This is a genomic window from Chania multitudinisentens RB-25, assembly GCF_000520015.2.
Lineage (GTDB): Bacteria > Pseudomonadota > Gammaproteobacteria > Enterobacterales > Enterobacteriaceae > Chania > Chania multitudinisentens.
This window is the reverse complement of record NZ_CP007044.2, coordinates 2,137,665-2,160,389: the sequence shown is the minus strand read 5'-3', so window position 1 is coordinate 2,160,389 and position 22,725 is coordinate 2,137,665. Positions and strand designations below refer to the sequence as shown.

14 protein-coding genes are annotated in these 22,725 nt (G+C 49.5%); 6 read left to right on the top strand and 8 right to left on the bottom strand.

Features of this window, described 5'->3' with window-relative positions; genetic code table 11:
* Positions 1–2: 2 nt before the first annotated feature.
* Genes Z042_RS09510 through Z042_RS09480 form a run of 7 tightly spaced genes read right to left on the bottom strand, consistent with a single transcriptional unit; the run spans position 3 to position 9,584 of the window.
* Positions 3–1,253 (bottom strand): beta-ketoacyl-[acyl-carrier-protein] synthase family protein, encoded by a 1,251-nt coding sequence (locus Z042_RS09510; RefSeq protein WP_024910083.1) that lies wholly within the window; start codon positions 1,251–1,253, stop codon positions 3–5.
* A complete protein-coding gene (locus Z042_RS09505; protein WP_154666933.1) occupies positions 1,250–2,656 on the bottom strand; it encodes an efflux transporter outer membrane subunit in 1,407 nt (468 codons plus the stop codon). The genes Z042_RS09510 and Z042_RS09505 overlap by 4 nt, the downstream gene beginning before the upstream one ends.
* Positions 2,656–4,611 (bottom strand): MacB family efflux pump subunit, encoded by a 1,956-nt coding sequence (locus Z042_RS09500; protein ID WP_024910081.1) that lies wholly within the window; start codon positions 4,609–4,611, stop codon positions 2,656–2,658. The genes Z042_RS09505 and Z042_RS09500 overlap by 1 nt, the downstream gene beginning before the upstream one ends.
* Complete coding sequence (locus Z042_RS09495) at positions 4,604–5,779, bottom strand: efflux RND transporter periplasmic adaptor subunit (RefSeq protein ID WP_024910080.1); 1,176 nt, start codon at positions 5,777–5,779, stop codon at positions 4,604–4,606. The genes Z042_RS09500 and Z042_RS09495 overlap by 8 nt, the downstream gene beginning before the upstream one ends.
* A 5-nt stretch (positions 5,780–5,784) precedes the next feature.
* The gene (locus tag Z042_RS09490) at positions 5,785–7,932 is read right to left on the bottom strand and encodes a peptidase domain-containing ABC transporter (protein ID WP_024910079.1); all 2,148 of its coding nucleotides are present in this window, start codon (positions 7,930–7,932) and stop codon (positions 5,785–5,787) included.
* Between the two features lie 24 nt (positions 7,933–7,956).
* On the bottom strand, positions 7,957–8,904 hold the full coding sequence (locus Z042_RS09485) for a lysophospholipid acyltransferase family protein (protein ID WP_024910078.1): 948 nt from the start codon (positions 8,902–8,904) through the stop codon (positions 7,957–7,959).
* Positions 8,904–9,584, bottom strand: a complete 681-nt coding sequence (locus tag Z042_RS09480; RefSeq protein WP_024910077.1) for a DsbA family protein — start codon at positions 9,582–9,584, stop codon at positions 8,904–8,906. Before Z042_RS09480 ends, Z042_RS09485 begins: the two co-directional genes overlap by 1 nt.
* A 2,368-nt stretch (positions 9,585–11,952) precedes the next feature.
* On the opposite strand from Z042_RS09480, the gene Z042_RS09475 reads away from it, so the two are divergent.
* Positions 11,953–13,038 carry an efflux RND transporter periplasmic adaptor subunit gene (locus tag Z042_RS09475; protein ID WP_024910076.1) on the top strand — a complete coding sequence of 362 codons (1,086 nt, stop codon included), beginning with the start codon at positions 11,953–11,955 and terminating at the stop codon, positions 13,036–13,038.
* On the top strand, positions 13,038–16,118 hold the full coding sequence (locus Z042_RS09470) for an efflux RND transporter permease subunit (protein ID WP_024910075.1): 3,081 nt from the start codon (positions 13,038–13,040) through the stop codon (positions 16,116–16,118). The genes Z042_RS09475 and Z042_RS09470 overlap by 1 nt, the downstream gene beginning before the upstream one ends.
* 89 nt (positions 16,119–16,207) lie before the next feature.
* Here the strand turns inward: Z042_RS09470 and Z042_RS09465 are convergent, their stop codons facing one another.
* On the bottom strand, positions 16,208–16,630 hold the full coding sequence (locus Z042_RS09465; protein WP_024910074.1) for a hypothetical protein: 423 nt from the start codon (positions 16,628–16,630) through the stop codon (positions 16,208–16,210).
* Positions 16,631–17,219: 589 nt separating this feature from the next.
* On the opposite strand from Z042_RS09465, the gene Z042_RS09460 reads away from it, so the two are divergent.
* From Z042_RS09460 to Z042_RS09445, 4 genes are all read left to right on the top strand, one after another.
* Positions 17,220–18,587: an MFS transporter gene (locus tag Z042_RS09460; protein ID WP_024910073.1), complete on the top strand. Its 1,368-nt coding sequence runs from the start codon at positions 17,220–17,222 to the stop codon at positions 18,585–18,587.
* A gap of 17 nt (positions 18,588–18,604) precedes the next feature.
* Positions 18,605–20,962 carry a beta-glucosidase family protein gene (locus Z042_RS09455; protein WP_024910072.1) on the top strand — a complete coding sequence of 786 codons (2,358 nt, stop codon included), beginning with the start codon at positions 18,605–18,607 and terminating at the stop codon, positions 20,960–20,962.
* A gap of 251 nt (positions 20,963–21,213) precedes the next feature.
* Complete coding sequence (locus Z042_RS09450; RefSeq protein WP_037405414.1) at positions 21,214–22,176, top strand: AraC family transcriptional regulator; 963 nt, start codon at positions 21,214–21,216, stop codon at positions 22,174–22,176.
* Between the two features lie 127 nt (positions 22,177–22,303).
* Positions 22,304–22,678, top strand: coding sequence for a lysozyme inhibitor LprI family protein (locus Z042_RS09445; protein ID WP_024910071.1), 375 nt, complete (start codon positions 22,304–22,306; stop codon positions 22,676–22,678).
* The last annotated feature ends 47 nt before the right edge of the window (positions 22,679–22,725 follow it).

Sequence of the window (22,725 nt, the reverse complement as noted above, 5' to 3'; positions counted from 1 at the left end):
ACTCATGCCTGCCCGATCACCAATGCCGCATTGGCACCGCCAAAGCCAAAACTCAGATTCAGCGTATTCTGCAATCTGGCCGAACGGTGCCCTTCACTGATGTAATCAAGATCACATTCAGGATCGGCATTATTCAGATGACAGGTTGCGGGCATCAGCTGATGCTTTAATGCTTGCAGGCAAATAATGGATTCAAAACTACCCGCGGCCGCAATCAGATGCCCGGAATAAGATTTGGTGCTGGAAACCGGCGTAGTATAAGCGGCTGCCCCGAATACCTGTTTAATCGCCTGAGTTTCATTCAGATCGTTAAGCGGTGTTGAAGTCCCATGCGCATTGATGTAGTCAATCTCGGCAGCACTCAATCCCGCCTGCGTCAGGGCAGATTGGATGGTTTTTACCCTGGCAATCTTGTCTTCGGCGGGTGCCGTGAAATCGAAGGCATCGGAATAGTTACCATACCCTTTGATTTCGCCCAAAATCGTTGCACCACGTGCCAACGCGGCTTCACGCTCCTCCAGGCACACAACAGCAGCACCTTCGGAGAGCACGAAACCATTGCGATCCAGGCTGAACGGGCAACAGGCTTTCTTGATATCTTCCTGCTCACTCGCCAGCGCCCGCAGGATATCGATATTCCACACGGCGGCATCGGTACGCAGCGATTCACCCGCTCCGGCCAGCATCATGGAAGCGCGGCCACTGCGGATCACTTCAAAAGCATCACCAATGGCAATAGTCCCGGTGGCGCAGGCAGCAATCGGGGTATTTTGATAACCTCGCAGCCCCCAGTAAAGGCTGCAAGCCGCCGTTGCCGCATTCGGCATGGTCAGAAAACAGCCAAATGGCGATCCTAACCCGGTACGCAGATAATCTTCATAATTACTGTGTGTCTCATCCTGCCCAGCCCAGCCGCTGCCGATGATCGTTCCACAGTCCAGCAAGTCGTAATAATCTGCCGGGGTCGCATTCTCAAACGCCATCTCCATCGCTTCACGCGCCGCCCCTAGCACCAAGCGGGCAAAACGTGGCAAACGGCGGCGGATAGCTGCGGGGATCCCTTTCAGATTGGGTTCAGCGTCAATCAGCCCCATAAAGCGTGATTGGATACCAGCATGGGATTTATCGTAATAACGATAGCCCAGTTGATAATCCATCATTGCCGCCCAGCTTTGCTCAGCGTTCATTCCCATGGGAGTAACAGCGCCATACCCGGTAACCACCACACGACGTGGTGAAGAATTTCTATTCATGATTCATTCCTTGCATTGTCTTTCTCCACACCGCCTCCCAGCGCCAACCAGAGCTTCATGGTGGCGTTGAGATAGTTATATTGCAGTTCCGATAATGTGATCTCGCTGGTCAGCAGGGCATCTTCAGCATCCAGCAACGTCTGGAAGGAAACCGCCCCCGCCTCATACTGGTTTTTTGCCAGCGCCCAGCGTTGTTGGCTAAGTTGCAGGTTCTGCTGCTGATTCTTTCTTTGCTGCTGATAGCTGAGCCGCTGTGTCATGGCGTTATCCACATCGGAAAGCGCGTTGTAAACTTTGCTGCGAAAGGTTATTGCCGCTTGCTGAACGTCAAGTTCTGATTTCTCGATGGTCAATTGCACGGTGTTCCATTGCACGAACGGCAACGCAACACTGGTGCCCAATGTGCGATATGGATTACTGAACCACTGCTGGAAAACCTCACTGGCCGCCCCTAACGAAGCACTCAATGAAAGCGTCGGATAAAAACTCAGGCGTTCAACATCGGAGCCGGCCAGCGCGGCGCGCAGGCGCGCCTCAGCCCCTTGCACATCTGGGCGACGAGCGATGACTTCCAGTGGCAGAGTCTGGGCGATAGGTACATTTTGTGTCATATCCAGAGCAGTACGTTCTGGCTGACGATCGGTAGGTGAACTATTGAACAGGATCGCCAGAGCATTACGGGCTTGTTCACGCTGCTGCTGCAAATTGCGGTACTGGTTTTCACGCTCAAGCAACGATTGCTGTGCCTGCAACAGATCAATTTGCCCTGCTGCACCCGCAGCATAACGCGCTTGTACCATTTCAAGCGTTTTCCTGCCAATCTCCAGCCCCGCTTTCTGCTGGGTGATTTGCTGGTTGAGATTAGCAATCTGCCAATAATATTGCGCGGTGTCGCCAATCAGTGTCAGAGCTGTGTTCTGCCGATCCTGCGCCGTAGCTTCGGCCTGCCATCCGGCCTGCTCACGTGCTCGCGCCAGCTTGCCCCATAAATCCAGCTCATAACTCAGATCCAGTAACGTACTGTAAGATTCTTGCGGCTCGGTATTCCTGCGCAGATTTTTATTGTTACTGGCGCTGCCGCTCACCGCGACATTCGGTGTCAGATTGGTATTGGCCAGCCCAGCGGCGAGCCGCGCCTGCTTCAGCTGCAACCCGGCAATCGCCAAATCGTTGTTGCTGGTTAACGCACGGCTGATTAGCGTAGAGAGCTGTGGATCATTGAAATGATCCCACCAGTGTTCGGTCTGGTGCAGAAAACCCGCACCGGTATCCTGTGCAGGCTCCTGTACCCGCCACTGCTCAGGGACTGACACCATCGGTTGCTGATAGTCACTTTTCACTAATGATCCGCAACCGCTCAACAATAAAGACACTGCCATTACCAAAGAGAGCTTATTCATCATTACTCGCGCGCCAGCGCCTCCGTAGGGTGAAGGCGCGCCGCGTTGCGCGCAGGGAAAAAACCAAACCCCAAACCGATCAGCGCCGAAAATCCACAGGCGAGCACGATCGGTGGCCAAGTGAAAATCATGGTAAATTGCTCTGTAATCTGGGCAAAAATCAGCCCGGCGATCCCTGAGCCGATAATGCCAATCATGCCCCCCAGTGAGCAGATCACCATGGCTTCAACCAGGAATTGGCGCATGATATCCGCCGGCCGCGCCCCAACGGAAAGGCGGATACCAATCTCATGAGTCCGTTCGGTAACCGAAACCAGCATAATATTCATCACGCCAACCCCCCCGACCAACAGCGAGATCCCGGCAATGGCCGTAATCAGCAGCGACATCGAATCAGACGCTTTACGCATGGTTTGTGTCATCTGATCATTGGTCTGGGTAAAAAAGTCACGCTGCCCATGCGCCTGTTCCAGCAAGAGCTCCACCTTAAGCTGCGCATCATCCAGCGAAACACCGTCATGTACCCGTAGGGTGATCGATTCAATCGGCATATTGCCCGACATCCGTTCCAGCAATGAGGTATAGGGCATCCACGCTCCCAGCATCATGCCGCTGAATTTGCCACCTTTACGTTCAGCCACCCCAATCACCCGGTAAGGCGTGCGGGCCAGTTGGATGATCTCCCCGTGCGGATCTTCATCCGCATCAAACAACGTTGAACGCAGTTCAGGATCGATGATGACGACCGGTTCACGATCGTCCAGATCACGCTGAGTGAAACCATTACCAGACAGGAAATTCAGGCCTTGTACGCGGAAATACGCATTGCTGATCCCCGAAATTGCCACCAATGCTTCTCTACCCCCGCGCACCGCGGTAACCGTATTGCTGACCATCGGGGAAACGCTGTCGACATAAGGTTGGCGCGCTAACAGCTCAACATCGGCGATGGTCAGTGAACGGGCCAGATCGGGGCGGGGTTTATCCCAACCCAGCCCTGGGCGAATTTCTAGCGTACTGCTACCAAGCTGGCTGATTTCATTCAGAATACTTTGCCGGGCACCTTCACCGACGGCCATTGACGAAACCACAGAAGAAATACCGATAATAATGCCCAACATGGACAAAAAAGCCCGAACCCGATGCCCAAGCAGCGCGCGCCAGGCCATCTTGACCGCCTCTTTGACACTCTGCCAGAACTGTGTACGCCCGGTAGCGGCCGCGGCCGGCATTGACGCTTTACTCTCCAACGGCGGTATCGCTTCATTGCGTTTATCGGCGATAATTTCCCCGTCGCTGATTTCAATAATACGCTGCGCCTGATTGGCAACATCACGATCGTGCGTCACGATAATAATGGTGTGCCCAGAACGGTGGAGCGAATGCAGAATCCCCATCAATTCCTGGCCGCTGGCGCGATCCAACGCACCGGTCGGCTCGTCGGCCAAAATGATTTCCGCGCCGTTCATCAGCGCTCGGGCAATACTCACCCGCTGTTGCTGCCCCCCCGAAAGCTGCGCGGGTTTGTACTCCATCCGCTGCTGTAAACCGAGCCGGGTCAGCAGGTATTCAGCCCGCGCCTGGCGTTCAGCCGCCGGCATCGCGGTATACAATGCCGGGATCGCCACATTTTCTGCCGCACTCAGGTACGGCATCAGGTGATAGCGCTGAAAAATAAATCCGATGTACTGGCTTCTTAGCTGAGCCAATTGCTCACTGCTAGCCAGTTGGGTTGAGACACTCTTGATACGCATCTCCCCCTCGGTTGGTTTATCCAAACAGCCGATGATATTCATCAGCGTGGACTTCCCCGAGCCGGAAGCCCCAATAATCGCCACCATTTCGCCCGGCTGAATGGACAGCGAGATATTCTTCAGCACAGCAACCGTTTGTAAACCGGAGACAAAATGGCGCGAGATGCCGCGCAGTTCAATTAATGGGGAGAGCTGATCAACCATTGTTGCCACTCCCGGCAGCGTGTTGATTCAGTACCACACGCTCCCCTTCCTTCAGCCCTTCTTTTACCTCCGCAAACTGGCGGTCATTGATCCCGATCCGAATCCAACGTGACTCCATCTGATCGCCATTCATCACCTGTATCTGGTAGCGATCTTTCCCCTGTTGCTCACCAAAGGCAGCAACTGGCACACGCAACGCATCCTTCACCTGCTCGGTAATAATAAATACCTGCGCCGTCATGGAGGTTCGCAGCAGGCGCTGACCATTGGCGATAACAAAGACACCGTTGTAATACACCGCCGAAGGTTGCTGATTGCCCGAACTCATCGGGCTGTCTTCTAATAACGCATCATTCGGTGCTTCCTGAATCGCCCCCATCACGCTCTCATAGCGCTGTTTAGGATCGGCCACCACGTAAAACCACAGGGGTTGCCCAACACGAACTTTCAGAATATCGGTTTCCGAAATCCGGGTATGTACCGCCATGGTATCCACATCGGCCAACACCAAGATCGTCGGCACCGTTTGCGAGGAAACGATGGTTTGGCCTTCTTTGGTAACAATACCCAACACTTCACCGTCGATCGGCGCAACAATCTGGGTAAAACTGAGATTGGCTCTGGCAGTTTCCAGCGCCATCTGCGCTTGTACGATCTGCGCATCGTTCACTTTTAGCTGCGCAACCTGTGTCTGGAATTGTGCCTGAGTCCTCTCCAGATCGCTTTTAACCCCGGCACCATCGCGATCCAGCCTCAACTGCCGTTTCAGCTCCTGCTGATACTGCCGTAATGTGGCCTGCGTGACCTGTTTTTGCGCCTGAGCACTTTGCAATTCGGCTTCTGACTTACGCAATTCATTCTGTTGCAAGGTGGGATCGATTTCTGCCAGCAGTTGCCCACGCGTAACGCGATCCCCCTGCTTCACATGCAACTTTCTCAGTTGCCCGTTAACTTGCGCACCTACGCTGACCTGCAAAGCCGGTTTAAGAATCCCGGTGGCCAGCACCGTTTTTTCAATATCGCCACGGGTAACAACGTCTGTAGTGAAAATGCCATTCTGCGCAGGCGTGGTGAAATACCAAATGCCGCCACCAACCAGTATCGCCAGCACCAGTAAAGCCACCGCCAACATCACGCGCATTTTACGTTTGCCTACACCAGCCATCATCTTCATCAGCACACCGCCGTCGTTAAAGCCGGTTGAGGTTCAACCCCCACAGAAACAGGTTCCATACGGCCACCGGACATGCGGTAAACCCGGTCAAACATCGGCAATACGCTTTCGCTGTGCGTCACGGTGATCAACGTTTTTTTATATTCACGGCAATGCATCAACAACGTGGTCATTACCTGGTGCGCTGTCTCCTCATCCAGGTTGGCGGTCGGCTCATCCAGCACCATAACCGGGCAGTTGCTGTACATCGCACGGGCCAACAGCAGGCGCTGGCGCTGGCCCAAAGACAACCCGGCATGGCTTTCACGGATCAGAGCATTCAGGCCCCCCGGTAACTTCTCCACCACCGAATTCAGGTTCACCCCTTTGAGTGAACGCTCAACCCGCCGATGTTTATGCTCATCGAAATCCTCATCAAACAGTGTGATGTTTTGTAGTACCGAGGTATTGAACAGAATATCTTCCTGGCTTTGCAGGAAAAACAAGGAATGCACCTGGCGATAATCGATCGCCTGACCGTCAACCATCACATCCCCTTGCTGGGGAGCCATCAACCCCGTCATCACTTTCAGCAGGGTGCTTTTGCCCGCCCCGGACTCACCAACAATGGCAATGCTTTGCCCCGGTTTCAGCGTCAAAGATAAATCATGCAATACCGGTTGCTGCGCATCATAGGCGAAAGCAATATTGCGATAGCGCAGTTGTGAGGTGAATAGCGGGATCGCCGCAGGCACCGCGTTTTCAGGCTGATTAGGTTCCGGCTGCGTCGGGAACAGGTCGCGTGCGCGGGTGTCGATCACATGGAGCTGGTTCTTTTGCAAAATGGCATAGAAAATTTTGGTGATGTACGAGGTAAAAATCTCGCGCACAAAACTGTAGGCAAAGAATTCCCCCAGACTAATGGTGCCTTTTTTCAACAGTGGCAATGCCAGCAGCATAAAGAACACCATCTCCAGGCTACCAATAAGCTGATACAGGCTGCTTTTTACCTGTTCATACACGTTTTGCTGCTGGCGGCAGGTAAATAATGACAACGCATACTTGGCAAACAGGCTTTTGCGTTGGCTGTCCAAACCGGCAGATTTGATGGTGGAAAAACCCTGAATACTTTCCAGAATAAAATCGCTTTGCTCAGCCGTTTTTACCTGCAATTGCTGTGTATAAAAACGATCACGATAAATCGCCCAGATGCTGACCAGCCCCATCAGCGTGACGCCGATGGCAGATACCATCGCCAACTGCGGGCTCATGTAGCACATCACCGCCAGGGCAATCGCCCCAATAATCCAGTCTGTACGCAGGCCGTTATCCAGCTCAATCTTGATCCCGGAAGCCAGTTGCCAGTTGGAAAAACGGCTGAACACTTCTCCCGGCGCACGCTTATCAAAAAAGTTCAGGGAATTACTAAGCAACCGCGAAAAACCCGCCACACTGTTAACCACCACAAAACGTTTGATAAAGCGTTCCGTCACCCAGCGCACGGCAAAAGCCAGGGTTGTTGATACCACAAAAGCCAACAGGAAATAGAAATACGGGAAATCGGTTTCCCCTGCCGAGGAGAACACTTTATTGATGGCGCTGCTCACCATCGTTGGCATGATAAACAGGGTTAATGAAATCAAGAACGCCAGCACCATCAGGCGATAAATACCGCGAATCCCTGCGGTTTCTTTCAAGCTCATGCATTCCAGCGCGCTGAAACGCTTGCTGCGCTTTACGTTAGCCAGCGCCTGTGGATCGGCCGGTGTCTCACCGTCCAGCACCAGGGCATAGCCACTGATCTCCTGCTTCAAGGCTTCGATAGGCAACAACTGTTGCCCAATCGCCGGGTTCATCACACAGACATAATTTCCTTTGCGATAGGCCAACAACACGTAATGGCTAGCGCCGTAATGCAGAATGGCAGGAAGCGGTAACTCGGCCAGTTCATCATGTTCAAACGCCACGGGATAAGCCGGCATCGCCAGCTCAGACATGATGGTACACAGCGTGGCCAGCGAAGTACCATGCTGTGAGGCAGGATAACGCTCCCGTAAACTCTCTAGCGGTGCGCTGATACCCTGAGTTTCTGCCATCATGGCAAGACAGGCCAACCCACATTCATTCGTTTCGCCTTGAAACACCAGCGCCGGGATTATCTTTTCCATGATCTGATTTCTTTAATTTCCAGGTTATTCATTGATAAAAAATAACGAATGTGAGTGCCATAGCAGCCAATCTTCAGGGTGCTGGGTGATTGATGTTTCAATAATTTCCGGCAATTTGGTTTTAAGGCTACGTGCCGGCACCACCGGATAAATGTGAATTTTTATTCCTTTGTCGTAATACAAATAATAAAAAACCACCTGCGCCGACAACGCTCGGGCTATACGAATAATGCCGCTGTGTAAATTAGCCGAACGATTAAATAATGTGCAATTTAGCTTCGCCGTTTCCGCATCATTGGTATTCACGGTGTAATCAGGCGTGATATCGGGGAAGATCATAATATTTCGCTGATGCTCAACCGCTTCCATAATTGCCGTCATCAGATTGCCAGCAATCGCACGGTTATCATCATGAATAGAACAGTAGGAAAGATTAACCCCCCCTTGCCGCCGGGCTTCTTCCTGATATATCTCAACGCTGGCAGAGACGATCACTGTAGCCTGGCCGGGATAAACGCCCCCACCGACCATACCGGCCAAGACATCAGAAACCATGTGCAGCGGAGCCAGTACCACCGGCGACCCCGCTTGATGCAGCGGCTCAACCACCGCATTCAGCTCGGCTTTACAACGTTCTAACTGCGCCAATATCTGTGGATTTTGCCCAAAGGTAGCGGCCAGATTCAGCAAGCGACGACGCTGACTGATCTTAACGAAATTCACCTGACGGCCATCGGCAATCAGACATTGCTTATTGGCTGCGGCGACAAAACCCCGGATACGCTCCCCCCGCTTACTCAGCTTCAACCCACGGCCAAGCGCTGCCAACCAGAGCAGTAACCGGTAATCACCATACCGCAGCATCCAACAAAGCACTTTACCGTGCGCAAAGCGGATTGGATTGAAACCCCTCGCTATTTTTGTGAGAAGATTTCTCCACGCCAAATAAAACCACACGGCAAATAAACGCATTATTGCTCCAGTGGCTTATCATGTTGTAGCAATGACAACAGATGATCGGAGAACTCAGGGAAATCACGATCCTGTATCGCTAACCATTTTTTATTAACGATAAACGTGGGTGTCGCATTGACTTTATAGTACTGAGAAACCTCAGTCATATAGTTCAGCAGATCTTTCACTTGCGGTGATTGGCTGGCTTTTGCGTATGCATCAAGATCGATACCATTATCGGTTAACCAACTATCACGATATTTGGGGTTATTCAGATCGATTCTATCTTTGATAACCGCCTTATAGGCATTTGCACGATGTTGTGGTTCAATCCCCATCACGGCCAATGTGGCAAACAGCGATGCAGTATCTGAAAAGACGCCCATCTGATCGCCATTGACATGCAAGCGGATCAATTTGGCCCCCTGTGGCATCCGTGCTTCCAACTTGCTAATATTTTCCTCATTCAATGAACAATAATGGCAAGCATAGGAAAATAACTCGATAATAGTATTATCATCTTTTATCGGGCTATTTTGAATATCTTGATCACTGACCGAGCGCAGACTGACTTGTTCTGTATCATTACCAGCATTTTGATTAAGAATAAAATAGTGAAAATAAGCCGTTGTTACCAAAGAGGATATAACAATAACCAAAAGGGTGTAAGCGATAAGATATAGGGGTTTTTTGAACATAGAAAATACGTCCTAAAAAAACATATTCAGTTAACTCTTATAACGGAAGGGATATTCGTTGTCTTTTTAACCAGCTAGCACCAGTAATAAACCAGCAGCAACCACATCCCTGTCCATTTAAAAGCACACCTCTTAAACAGGCTGATACGATAACTACTATCGCATCAGCGCTGAAATTATTCCCTAAAGAAATAGGGGCATTAAACTAATGCTTAGGCTTCAACAATGATGCCACAGTTGGTCAGAGTCGTTGACTTAGAGTCAGTGCTGAGTACTTTACCATTCTTGTCTACACAGGTAGTCACTGCATTACAAGTGTTACCGTTTTTAACATAGCGAACAGTACAAGTAGTTGTGCAAGTACCACCAACAATTGCGCTAGCTTCTGTAAAATTAACCTTTTTCACGACATCATCCTTATATAAAAGTGAAATAAAATCAGACCTAGTATTGCCTATCATCATGATAAGACAAATCTACGCTTGATATAAAGGCATAAAAAATTATGCCTTTATTAAAGCGTATATTCTTAGGAAGATTATTTACATTCCATCTGTATTGAGGTGAAGGATAGCGTGACGCATGAAACAGATCAATATAATTTTAACCGTAACAACATGATGTTTAAAAATAACAAAAACATTAATACAGGATATTTCTTGTATTTTCTTATATTAATTAAAACACACATTTATACAACCAGATATTTCGGGATTTAATAAAAACAAAGCACTAAGGATATTTCTTAGATTTTCATTTAACCCTGCAAACTATGGCTATAATGCTAAAGAAAACGTGATGGGCATTTTCCATCACAATATTAGGAATTCGCTTATGCTCAGCGTAAAATCTGAACGCTGTTACTTCAAACTCACTTGTCGGTTAAGCATATCCAAGCTGCAAAGAGCATCGTATAAAAAACATCCTATTGAGTATTTCACTTTACTCAATATGCAGAAAACACTTCGTTCCGATATCCCACTCCCCCTCTTTCAAAAAGAATCATGGCAACCGCTAAACTGTGAGGTGTAGGTGGCTACCGAAAGGCTGATAGGGCAGACCAAAGTAAACCTTACTATCGGCGCTTCATCTTACAGACTGTTACTATGTACCCTGCTTTATTAGCGCAATCAAGAATATTCTTATTAGAAAAACTGTTCAAACCAGGAAAAAACACTGTGGATTTCACTTTTAATTAACCCATATTCGCTTAAAAATTCCACACCACAAACTGAATAATTATTATTTCTTCAGGGTTACCTGTGAAATTTCAAGTAGATAACCACTCACAACATCGGAATACCACTCTAAAAAAAACCTAATCAATTGATATTTAATGATTATTTTTAAAGGTAAAATAAAGACCATTAGTATAAAAAATATCATTCTTCAAAAAATACAATCCTCAATATAAAAATGACTTTTATCTGCTTAAAATTTAATTAAAAGATAAGATTGATATAAGAAAAAAATGCCTAAATATATTTACTGTCTATTGCACTCCACAATATTAAATCTCTATATAGATCCTGTTTCAATTATTCTCTCATTTAAACTTATCATGTGTAGCACCTACGGTCTTCTTAACCATACAGGTTTCACTGGCCGTGGAACGCTATTCGATGGCTCCCTTTCAGCCACACAGACAAGCGTAGCATGCGTTGCCATTCAGGAACCTCAGCATGCCCTCCGAAAGCACCAAGCAAATCTGCAACACCCGAGCAATGTAACCTAAAGATAATTCCATCATAATTTCTGTAAGCGCACTAAACTTGTCAAAGTGGCGAGTGGTTGAAACAAAAGGAAACGCTGACGTTCTTAAGCGCCAACCATGGGTAACTAAAATAGCAGATTTACTCTGTCGCCCAGCGTAGTTATGGCCTACGCTCGTAGTAATACAACAACGACAAAAAGAGGTGGTTAAGGTTGGGGAAATGGGCCAAGGGCTGAGTAGGCTACTGAATGACAGCGGTTGGTTCTCTTTCCAGCAAAGTTATTAAAAGCCGTAAGCGAGTGGCAAATCTAGCTGGGAGCTGATTTGTGGGCTGCGGCCTTGTAAGGCTGAATTTTACCAGAGAGCAAGTTCATAAAATATTGCATCTCATTGTAAATTCAAGTAATAATAGGGGAAAAAAGAATAATCTGAAATTTTGATTAACGTTTTACCGCTGTATTTTTTGTTTGCACGTTTAGCTCGTTGTTTGTTACTTCATCCAAACAGAGACCACGAGTTGTTTACATTCTCGCTACCGCGTGAATGACGGCCGGAGAAGGCCCAGACGAGCGATAAGCCACAGCGCTGGCAGCGTGTGTGGATAAATAAGTGAAATCATCGCTCCCTTAAAATCTGATCCTAAGAGATTGCATCGTGAATATAAAACTTGTTGCCGTGCTGCTTTTCACACTTTTTCTTTCCGCCTGTGACAGAGGGACTCCTGAAAATAACGAAAGCGTACGTCCGGTCAGCATTTTTGATGTTATGAACAGTGCCCAACAAGGCGTGCGGATCTTCCCCGCCAGAGTCATCGCGGGCGACAGAACCGATCTGGCTTTTAGACGCCCGGGTCAATTGCAACAATTGTTGGTTCGTGAAGGTGAGCGAGTCAGTAAAGGGCAATTGATTGCTGAACTCAACAGCAATGATGCCCGGCTGCGCCTCAGAGATCGTCAGGCAACATTCGATTTGGCACAAACCCAGTTCAACCGTTTCGCCACCTTGAGCGCACGCAATGTCATTCCACGCGCCGAATTGGACGTGCAGCGCGCAGCGCGTGATTCAGCCCAAGCAGCACTGAAACTGGCCCAGGAAGAATTGAGCGACATGCAGATTCGCGCCCCTTTCTCCGGCGTTATTGCTTCGGTCAGCGCCAGGAATTATCAGGTTATTGCGGCCGGCCAAGCGATCGCCACCCTGGATTCGCTGGACTCACTGGATGTCGTTTTCAACATTCCTGAAAGCCTGTTCGCCGTCATTGATTATGACAATGCGCAATATCAACCACGGGTCGTACTGAATAATCTACCTGGCCGAGAATTCACTGCCAGTTATAAAGAACACACCACTAACACCACATCAGGTTCGTTAACCTATCAGATGACGCTGACCATGCCTCGCCCATCGGACTTGCCCATGCTTTCCGGTATGAGTGGCAGTGTAAAAATAAACCTCGGTAACCTGGCCAATGCTGCGCAAACCAGCAATATTGTGGTGCCCGTAGAAGCCGTCTTCAACCCGGACGATACGCCGCGTAATCAACCCCATGTGTGGGTGGTTAAATCACGCGACGGAAAACTGTTTGTTGAATCCCGCCGGGTTGAAACCGGGCAATTAACCGCTAATGGTATTCAGATTGTTTCCGGCCTGGCTGATGGTGAACAGATAGTCGCTGCCGGTACTCGTGAATTGCGCCCCAATCAAGAAGTGCGCGCCTGGGTTCGTGAGCGGGGTCTGTGATGAAACTGACAGAGAACTTCATCAACAACAGTACGCGTATCTGGCTGGCGATCTTGCTGCTGGGCATTGGTGGTGTGATCGCTTTCCTGAATATCGGCAGGCTGGAAGATCCCGCTTTTACCATCAAAACCGCGGTAGTGGTCACCCGTTATGATGGTGCTTCAGCTCAACAGGTTGAAGAGGAGGTCACCCTGCCGCTGGAAAATGCGATCCAGCAGCTTCCTTACATTGATAATGTGACTTCCATCTCCAGCGTCGGGCTATCGCAGATCACCATCAATATTCGCGCCGAGTATGGCGCGGCCGAGCTGCCGCAAATCTGGGATGTGCTGCGCCGCCGTATCAATGATGCCACCATGCGCTTGCCACCGGGTTCCAGCCCGCCCATCGTCAATGATGACTTCGGTGATGTGTATGGCTTTTTCTTCTCGCTGTCTGGCCCCGGCTACAGCAATCAGGAACTGCGCAATTTTGCCGAACTGCTGCGCCGTGAACTGGTGGTGGTTCCCGGCGTAGGTAAGGTCGGGATTGTCGGTATCGTGCCAGAAGAGGTGCAGATCGAAATTTCTCGCGCCCAGATGACTGCGGCCAATATTATCCCGCAGCGGCTGTTCGATCTGCTGAGCCGGCAAAACGTTGTCTCCAACGCTGGCGACTTGCTGGTTGGCAGCGAGTCGATCAGGCTGCACCCAACCGGGGAATTCGACAACGTTCAAGAGCTGGGCAACCTGCTGATCAGCGAACCGGGCAGCGCCAAAAGCGTCTACCTGCGCGATATTGCCACCATCACGCAAGGGGTCACTCACTCACCAAACAATATTTACCGTGCCAACGGGAAGCCAGCGCTCTCCATCGGTGTCTCTTTTGCGCCGAACGTTAACGTGATCGTGGTGGGTGAAGCGATTAAGGCCCGTCTCGCTCAGTTGGAGGCCGAACGCCCGGCTGGCATGGATATCAGCATCTTCTACGATCAGTCTCATGAGGTAGAAGGCGCAGTTAACGGCTTTATCATGAACTTCCTGCTGGCACTGCTGATCGTGGTCGGCACGCTGTTGATTTTCATGGGGGTGCGTAGCGGGCTTGTGATCGCTGCTTCGCTGGCGCTGAACGTGCTGGGTACCCTGCTGCTGATGAAGTTGTTCAGCATCGAACTACAGCGGGTTTCACTCGGGGCGCTGGTGATTGCGTTGAGTATGCTGGTGGATAACGCCATCGTCATTGTTGAAGGTGTGCTGGTCGGGCGGCAACAGGGTGAAAATACCTTGAAAGCCATCAGCAATGTGGTGAAACGCACCATGTTCCCACTGTTGGGAGCCACCATTATCGCCGTGCTGGCATTTGCCCCGATTGGCTTGTCGAACGACGCTACCGGGGAATATTGTAAGTCACTGTTCCAGGTACTGCTGATCTCGCTGATGCTGAGTTGGTTTACCGCGCTGACCCTGACACCGGTATTCACCAAATGGGCCTTTGAGAAACAGAAAATCGCAGAGCCGAAAGCCGATGAACCCGCCAAAAGCCCTTATGATGGTTGGCTGTTCCGCGTCTATCGCAACCTGTTAAGTAAATTGCTGAGCCAGCGCGCCATTACGCTATCGGTACTGGCGGCGTTAATGGTGGCTTCGGTGATCGGCTTTGGTAGCGTGCGCCAAAGTTTCTTCCCGCCGTCCAATACGCCGATTTTCTTTGTCGATCTCTGGCTGCCCTACAGCACCGATATCGCTTATACCGAAAAAATTGCTGCCAAGATCGAACAGCACATCAAGGAGCAACCCGACGTCAGCGATACCATGGTCACCATCGGCCAAGGTGCCATGCGTTTTATGCTCACCTATAACGCACAGCGGCAATACTCCAACTATGCGCAGGTGATGGTGCGCGCCAAACATCTGAACCAGATCCCGGACATGATCGGCCAGATAGAAACCTATGTGCGCGCGAATTATCCGCAGGTCAATGTTCAGGCCAAACGCATTATGTTCGGCCCGTCCAATAACAGCTCAATCGAAGCACGCTTTATTGGGCCAGATCCGAACGTGCTGCGTTCACTCGCTGCCAAGGCAGAGCAAGTGGTCAGTGCGGATCAAAACGCTGATGGCGTTATGAACGATTGGCAAGAACGCAGCAAAGTGATTCGCCCGCAGTTCTCCGATCATCTTGGCCGTGAGTTGGGGGTGGATAAACGCGAAATAGACAGCGCATTACGGATGAGCTTTGGTGGCGTGACGGTGGGGCTGTACCGTGATGGCACCCGGCTGATGCCGATTGTGCTCAGGACACCAGACTCTGAACGCCTGAATGCCGAACGGCTGAATGATGTGATGATCTGGAGCCAGGCGCGGCAGGCGTTTATTCCTATCGATAACGTCGTCAATGGTTTCTCTACTGAATGGGAAGATCCGCTGATTATGCGCCTGGATCGCAAACGGACGCTGACCGTGCAGGCCGATCCTAGCTCCCCAAGCGGCGAAACGTCGGCAGAGCTGTTGCAACGCATCAAACCGGGTGTTGAGGCCATCAAACTGCCACGTGGCTACGAGCTGGAATGGGGTGGTGATTATGAAAGTACCAAAGAGGCACAAGCCGGGCTGTTCACCAGCCTGCCCATCGCCTTTGTGATCATGTTCATTATCACCGTGCTGATGTTCAGTTCACTGAAAAATGCCGTGGCGATTTGGTTGACCATCCCGCTGGCGCTGATTGGGGTCACGCTGGGCTTCCTGTTAACCGGTATCCCGTTTGGCTTTATGGCACTGATCGGCCTGTTGAGCTTAAGCGGTATGTTGATCCGTAACGGTATTGTGTTAGTGGAAGAGATTGGTTTGCAGCGCCGGGAAAAACCGATACTGGACGCCATTATCGATGCCTCTACGTCGCGTTTACGCCCAATTCTGCTGACCGCCTTCACCACCGTGCTCGGTTTGGCACCGCTGCTCAGTGATGCTTTCTTCCAGAGCATGGCCGTGGTCATCATGTTTGGCCTGGGCTTTGCCACCGTGCTGACGCTGCTGGTACTGCCGGTGATTTACAGCTGCATGAATTCCGACAAAAAAGAGGTGGTGGCTGAAACAGAAGCCTAACTGACCTTTACCCAGCCCTCTTTAGCGATAAAGAGGGCTTCAAGCTTCCACTTCGCCGGGATCACCATCACCGCAAACAAGAATAATGGTTATGTGAAGTTGTATACAACCTGAATAATGACGGTTTTTTCACCATTCAACGTACCAACATAAACTGACTCCTGAGGGTCACTGCTACGCCAGCACACCACTTCAAAATCACACATCTCCTGCATGTATCCTGTGGATTCCAGATACTCCTCAATTTCTTTGGTTGCCTCCGTATCATAAAATTTTACAGCATATACATGAGTTGCCGGCCCGGTGATATTTGCAAAATCAAAGTCATAACGGGGAGAGATTCGCGGCATTCTTTTCAGTATCTCGGGAGTGTAAAACTCATATTCCCGCGTGTCCTGTTCGCTATAATGCGCACTGCCCGCGAATTCCATGGCGATATAAGGCCAGGCATATGCCAGCGTGGCAACCATCACAACGGCAACGACAGCGAGTATTTTGTATGAATTACGCATTGTGCATGACCGAAATCGACTCCGCCCAGAACAAAACTTCTGTATAAATCAGGCCATATTTCAGGTGACTTTGGCGACCATCAATAATGTCATTCCTGTTACTCATCCTTGCCCTCTCCCTGTTTAACTGACGAACTCTAACACAGGGCAACTTATTATATGGCAGGAAGGTTACTTTTAAGAAAAATGGCCGGAATAACCGAAGCAGCCTGCATAGCGCACGCGCACTGCTACCTTCATCACACTCTGCTCCGCAAGCAACGCTAAAGGTGCATGAGCGATGCCAACGGACGGCAGCAAGATTTCACCGTCCGCTATCAAGAAGTGCCAAGATCATTATTTTCCTAACAATGTATCCACATCGTACTTCACATTGTCTGTGCGTTGGCTTTGTTAATCGCCCTTCGGGGCCGCTGCAACTTGAATTATTTTAGGTATAACGCCGTTTATCTTTCCCCCGTGACAGCCATCACATTCTATTTAGAAATCTTGAAAAAGACAAAAAAAGGCAACTCCGCGAACAAATAACGGAAAGAAGAATAAAAACGCCAAAGTATACTATGGGAACACCATCCAGGAGGTCATCACAATGGATATACACCAGGGAAAACTTTCTAACAGCTATATAAAAATTGGTACTCTTGAAAAAATTGGCTACGGCTTTGGAGATTTAGCCTCTAACCTTTCATTTGGCTTTGTGTCCCTTTTTTTACTCTATTTCTATACTAATATCTATGGTATTTCAGCAGCGGAAGCCAGTTTAATCTTTGTTATCGCCAGGGTAATTGATGCTATTTTTAACATTTTTATCGGTTACGCCGTCGATAAAACCCACAGTCGGCATGGTAAATTACGCCCCTATTTACTCTATGGCTCTATTCCGCTAGGAATACTCACAATATTATGTTTCACCACGTTTGGCGGTGAACTTAAATTTTATTACGCCTTAGTTTCATACACCATTTATTGTCTGGCTTATACTGCGGTTAACACACCTTATTCGGCACTCACCAACCGTTTGACACAACATGAGGTTTCTCGTTCTTCACTGTCCGTCTACCGATTCGTCTTTGCTATTATCGGTTATATGATTGTATCCACAAGCGCAGATGCCCTCATTAGCCGTTTTACTGAACAACATACCGGATATGTCTTCGCGGTTTCCTGTTTTGCGTTGCTGGCGACCTTCTTCTTTCTGGCCTGCTTCGGTATGACGAAAGAGCGTGTCGCTGCCGATGAGGATATTGCCGTTTCGCCCACGCTGAAAGAAATGTTTACGGCAGTAAGCCGCAATATTCCATTGATTAATTTGTCGCTTTTCACAGTATTTTTCTATATTGCCTATACCGTTTGGATGGCCATTGCCATTTACTTCATTAAATATGTTATTCGGGATGAAGGCTTCACCGCCAAGTTCTTTGCTATTCAGTCTGTAGCTTACGTTGCTGGCACCGTTATTTCCGAGAAGCTAATCGCTGCCATGGGGAAAAAGAACCTGACCCTGCTGGCACTGGCAATAGGTGTCATAGGTCTGTTAATGCAATACTTTCTGGCAGGCAACAACATCTGGTTAATCATGGGCGGAGTTTGCCTTTACAGCATAACGCTGGGCATGGGATTCGTCACCATGTGGTCAATGATTGCAGACACCGTGGAATATGCCGAGTGGCAACATAACGTCCGAACTGAAGGGGCTATCTACGGTTTCTTTAACTTTATCACCAAAATAGCCATGGCGATCGGCGGTGGTTGCGCCGGTTTAATGCTGGATTACTTTGATTATAGTTCCGAAAATATTAGCAGCAGTGCTTTAGAGGGTATCAACATTATGATGACGTTATTTCCTGCCGCCATGTTTTTCCTCGGTGGAATATTCGTTACCTTCTATTCCCTTAATGAAAAATCCTATCGGGATATCATACAAAAGATTGCCCTACGCAAACAAAGCTCACTGTAATACCAAGGATTTCAACGATGAATAACCATTTTCAAGAGACGATTGCGGCCATGTCCGCAGCGGAGAAAGTGACCTTTTTGACCGGGAACGGACTGTGGCGCACGTCCTCTCTGCCGCAGCACGGAATAAAAGATATCGTGATGACAGACGGTACTTATGGCGTCCGCTACAGCACCGCACAGATTGACCATGGGGAAAACTGGAGTATGGATGACTTCCTGTCCGTCATCACACAAAACGCCGGCGATCTGGGTCAGAACCAAGAGCCAGCCAGAGGTGGCTCGGAAGCACTCTTCAGCCACTCAAAACCAGCAACCTGCTTCCCCAATGGCTCTACCCTCGCCTGTAGCTGGGATACCGAGCTGGTATACCAGATGGGCCAGGCTCTGGCGCGCGAATGTCAGGAAATGGGCGTCGATATCCTGCTGGGCCCCGGCATCAACATTCGCCGTACACCACTGGCTGGGCGGGGCTATGAATATTATGCAGAAGACCCGGTTGTCAGTGGCGATCTCGCCGCCGCCCTGATCAACGGCCTACAGGATACCGGTGTTGGTGCCAGCCTCAAGCATTTTGCCGGTAATAATTCTGAATATCGCCGCACCGAGATGGACTCAGTGATTGAGGAACGCGCGTTGCGAGAAATCTATTTAGCTGGCTTTCAGCGTGCTATTGAAAAATCCAATCCCTGGACAGTGATGTCCTCTTATAACCGACTGAATGGTGTACAGACTTCTCAAGATCGCTTTTTGCTCACCACCGTGCTGCGCGATGAGTGGCAGTATGAAGGGCTGGTGATGTCCGACTGGTACGGTATCAAAGATCGCCCGGCTTCATTGCTGGCAGGCAATGATTTAGCCATGCCGGAAACCCGGGGTTATAAAGAAGAGTTACTCGCCGCCATAGAGCGAGGGGATATCCCGCAAGACTTACTGGATCGTGCCTGTATGCGCATGCTGACACTGATTGATAAAGTACAGCGCAACCGCCGCCAAAATACCCGGGCAGACCTCAACCGCCACCATCTATTGGCTCAACAATTGGCGGCAGAATCTATCGTGCTGCTTAAAAACGAGGGGCAATTACTGCCGCTGACCCCTGCCCATGTGCATAAAATTGCCATTCTGGGCAAACCGGCACAGGAACCGGTGATCCAAGGTTCCGGCTGTGCGACAACCCGACCTTATCTACTTGATCGACCACTGGACGAGATTTTTGACATCGCCAGCAGTGATTTTCAAATCAAATATGCCATCGGTACTCCCAACGACAGCATCGTAGATGAACAAGCGCAGAAAGCAGCCGTGGAGCTTGCCAGCCAGGCGGAGGTCGCCGTGATTTTTGTTAGCACCGCCATCGGTGAAGATGGGGAAAACGGTGACCGTAAAGATCTCAACATTTTACCCACTCATGAAGCCCTGATCCGCGCGGTGGCACAGGTTCAGCCTAATGTGGTGGTAGTTCTGGCCAACAGCGATGCCGTGGTGATGCCTTGGCTACCCTGCTGTAAGGCCGTGCTGGAAACATTCTTTGCTGGCCAGGGCATGGGGCGCGCCGTCGCTGATATTCTTTTTGGGCGAATCAACCCTAGCGGCAAACTGACGGTCACCATTCCCAACACGTTGGAAGAAACCCCGGCCTGGCTCCACTATCCCGGGGAGAATTTACGCCATTATTATGGCGAAGGCCTTTTCGTTGGTTACCGCTACTACGACAAACGCCATATCACCCCGCTATTTCCTTTCGGATTCGGTCTGAGTTATACCCAATTTGCATATCATAACCTGCAATTATCTTCATCAACGTTACTCTCAAACGAAACATTGGATATCAGTTTGGAAGTCGTCAATACCGGGAAAATGGCCGGCAAAGAGATTGTTCAATTGTATATTAGCGCACCTCAGGGGGAGCTACTGCGAGAGCCCCAGGCTTTGAAAGGCTTCACTAAAATATCTCTGCAACCAGGGGAAACTCGCCAAGTTACGCTGAAGCTGCACTGGAAGGATCTGGCTTGCTATCATCCAGGGATCGGGGGTTGGATAGTCGAAAGTGGTATCTATCGTATCAAGCTCGGCAAATCCTCCCGAGACATCTCACTGGAGAGTGATTTACAGGTTCTTGGTGAGCCGCAGCAGGCTCCCTTGCAGAACGATAACTCACTGCAACAGCTTATCAATCACCCCCGCGCATTTTCCCGCGTCGTCAGCCTGATCGCGGCAAAAAATGGGCAGCCAGAAGCCCAGATCAGGGACAGGCTGATTGCTCTTGCACCGGACATGTTTTGCGGAATGTTCATTGCCCTCACCGAGTTTCTGGCGCTGGATATAAGCCACCAGGAACTGAGCGCAGCACTGAATGGCCGTTCCGGCTCGTGATTGGTCACATCTGATATAATCTGTACAGAGTTACTTCGAGATGCCGGGCAGCAACAAGCGAAGCCCTAGTCACTTACTCAAGTAAGTGTGACTAGGGTGAAAGACAAATCTGCCGGGGCTGATTTGAACGCTGCTTACAGCGGCCCCGAAGAGGCAAGTAACGTAGCCAACACCCCTGCATCTTGAAGGGCGACGGGTATATGTAAGCTTTCTGACCAGGAAAGCCATTTTATTCCCCTGGAGCACCGTCTATGTTCCCCTTTTCTGTTACCCGGCAGCAAGCTTCGCCACCCACGAAATCACGGTCAGGGCAACCCGGCTACGAGCTAATTACGTTTAACTCCGAAAAACTGAACGTATTTTCCGCAGAGGTTCGCTACTGTGAACCCCATTGGCATCCTGCACCGGAATTGATATTGGTTTTATCCGGTGGATTTTCGATCTCCGTTAACAACCATACCCAATCCTTCTCCACGGGCGATCTGCTGTATATCAATGCAGAAGACATCCATTCGCTACAGGCTCGTGTTGCGGACAGCAGCCTACTGACAATACAGTTTTCCCCTCTGTTGTTCGATGAGGCCCATCCTGCACCTAAGACTAACTATTCCGTGGAGTGGCGCGACAGAAAACATGAAGACGATCGTCAGGTCTACCGGATGATTGCCCATCTCGTTGAGGATCTGCTACACCTTGCTCCCTCTTTTCGCCGCATTGCAACCATTTATCTTCTTTTGGATTCACTGGTAAAAGCAGGTAAGCCCGCCCCTAACAACCAGATTCTTGCCCACGACCTTGAAATGATCAAAAAGAGTATCGAATACATCAATCAGCACTACGAACAGGAATTGAGCCTCGGTCTGCTGGCTGACTATTCCGGGGTCAGTTATCACTATTTTTCTCGTATGTTTAAAAGAGTCAGTAATCACAATTTCAAAGAGTATTTAACGCTAACCAGAGTCAATAAAGCGCGGCAATTATTAAAAGATACTTCTTATCCCATTACAGAAATCAGCCATATTTGTGGCTTTAGGGAACACAAGCATCTGATTGTCGCCTTCAATAAATACTGCAATATGACGCCAACAGAATATCGTAAGCACCATCTCAGCGACATGAACTTTACCCATCGCGCAGTACAAAGGTTGGAAGATATCCACTGTATTCCGTTAAGCGAAGATTTATTGGAACAACTGAAAGCCTTATCAAATTAACCTTATTCATCACAGTTGCAGAATGAAACCGACTTGATGGCCTTAAGAATCAAAACATTAAGCTGTGCCCCGTAACTATTTTTTGTACAATCTGATGCATTGCCAACACCATAAGGAGAAGTACGACGTGATTAAACAAACAATCTTGGGATGTTCATTGCTGTTGGTTTCTGCCACTGCGTTGGCGGGTGGTTGTGACAACCCACGTAACGCCTATGACAGAACCTACTGTGCGTCACTGGAAATGGTTCAGTTGGATCAGGAACTGAATGTGGAATACAAAAAAGTCATGGCTCTGCTGAATCAACAGCAAAAACAAACGCTGAAACAATCGCAGCTCCAGTGGCTGCAAAGCCGGGATAACGAATGCAGCGACGGTTCGCGTCTGTTCCTTGAATGCTCAAACAAAACCATGCAAAGCCGGATCAATTTCCTGAAAAGCGTGGAACGTGAGTGTAAGAGCACAGGTTGTGATAGTAACAAACTGGCTCAACAGCAATAAGTTACAGGCTCTCTCTTTTTAAATCGTTATGAAATGCCGCCGGATCA

Bases quoted from the DNA above. Each gene is read 5' to 3' on its own strand.
- Z042_RS09510 (WP_024910083.1), bottom strand. From the start codon at position 1,253: ATGAATAGAAATTCTTCACCACGTCGTGTGGTGGTTACCGGGTATGGC.
- Z042_RS09505 (WP_154666933.1), bottom strand. From the start codon at position 2,656: ATGATGAATAAGCTCTCTTTGGTAATGGCAGTGTCTTTATTGTTGAGC.
- Z042_RS09500 (WP_024910081.1), bottom strand. From the start codon at position 4,611: ATGGTTGATCAGCTCTCCCCATTAATTGAACTGCGCGGCATCTCGCGC.
- Z042_RS09495 (WP_024910080.1), bottom strand. From the start codon at position 5,779: ATGATGGCTGGTGTAGGCAAACGTAAAATGCGCGTGATGTTGGCGGTG.
- Z042_RS09490 (WP_024910079.1), bottom strand. From the start codon at position 7,932: ATGGAAAAGATAATCCCGGCGCTGGTGTTTCAAGGCGAAACGAATGAA.
- Z042_RS09485 (WP_024910078.1), bottom strand. From the start codon at position 8,904: ATGCGTTTATTTGCCGTGTGGTTTTATTTGGCGTGGAGAAATCTTCTC.
- Z042_RS09480 (WP_024910077.1), bottom strand. From the start codon at position 9,584: ATGTTCAAAAAACCCCTATATCTTATCGCTTACACCCTTTTGGTTATT.
- Z042_RS09470 (WP_024910075.1), top strand. From the start codon at position 13,038: ATGAAACTGACAGAGAACTTCATCAACAACAGTACGCGTATCTGGCTG.
- Z042_RS09465 (WP_024910074.1), bottom strand. From the start codon at position 16,630: ATGCGTAATTCATACAAAATACTCGCTGTCGTTGCCGTTGTGATGGTT.
- Z042_RS09460 (WP_024910073.1), top strand. From the start codon at position 17,220: ATGGATATACACCAGGGAAAACTTTCTAACAGCTATATAAAAATTGGT.
- Z042_RS09455 (WP_024910072.1), top strand. From the start codon at position 18,605: ATGAATAACCATTTTCAAGAGACGATTGCGGCCATGTCCGCAGCGGAG.
- Z042_RS09450 (WP_037405414.1), top strand. From the start codon at position 21,214: ATGTTCCCCTTTTCTGTTACCCGGCAGCAAGCTTCGCCACCCACGAAA.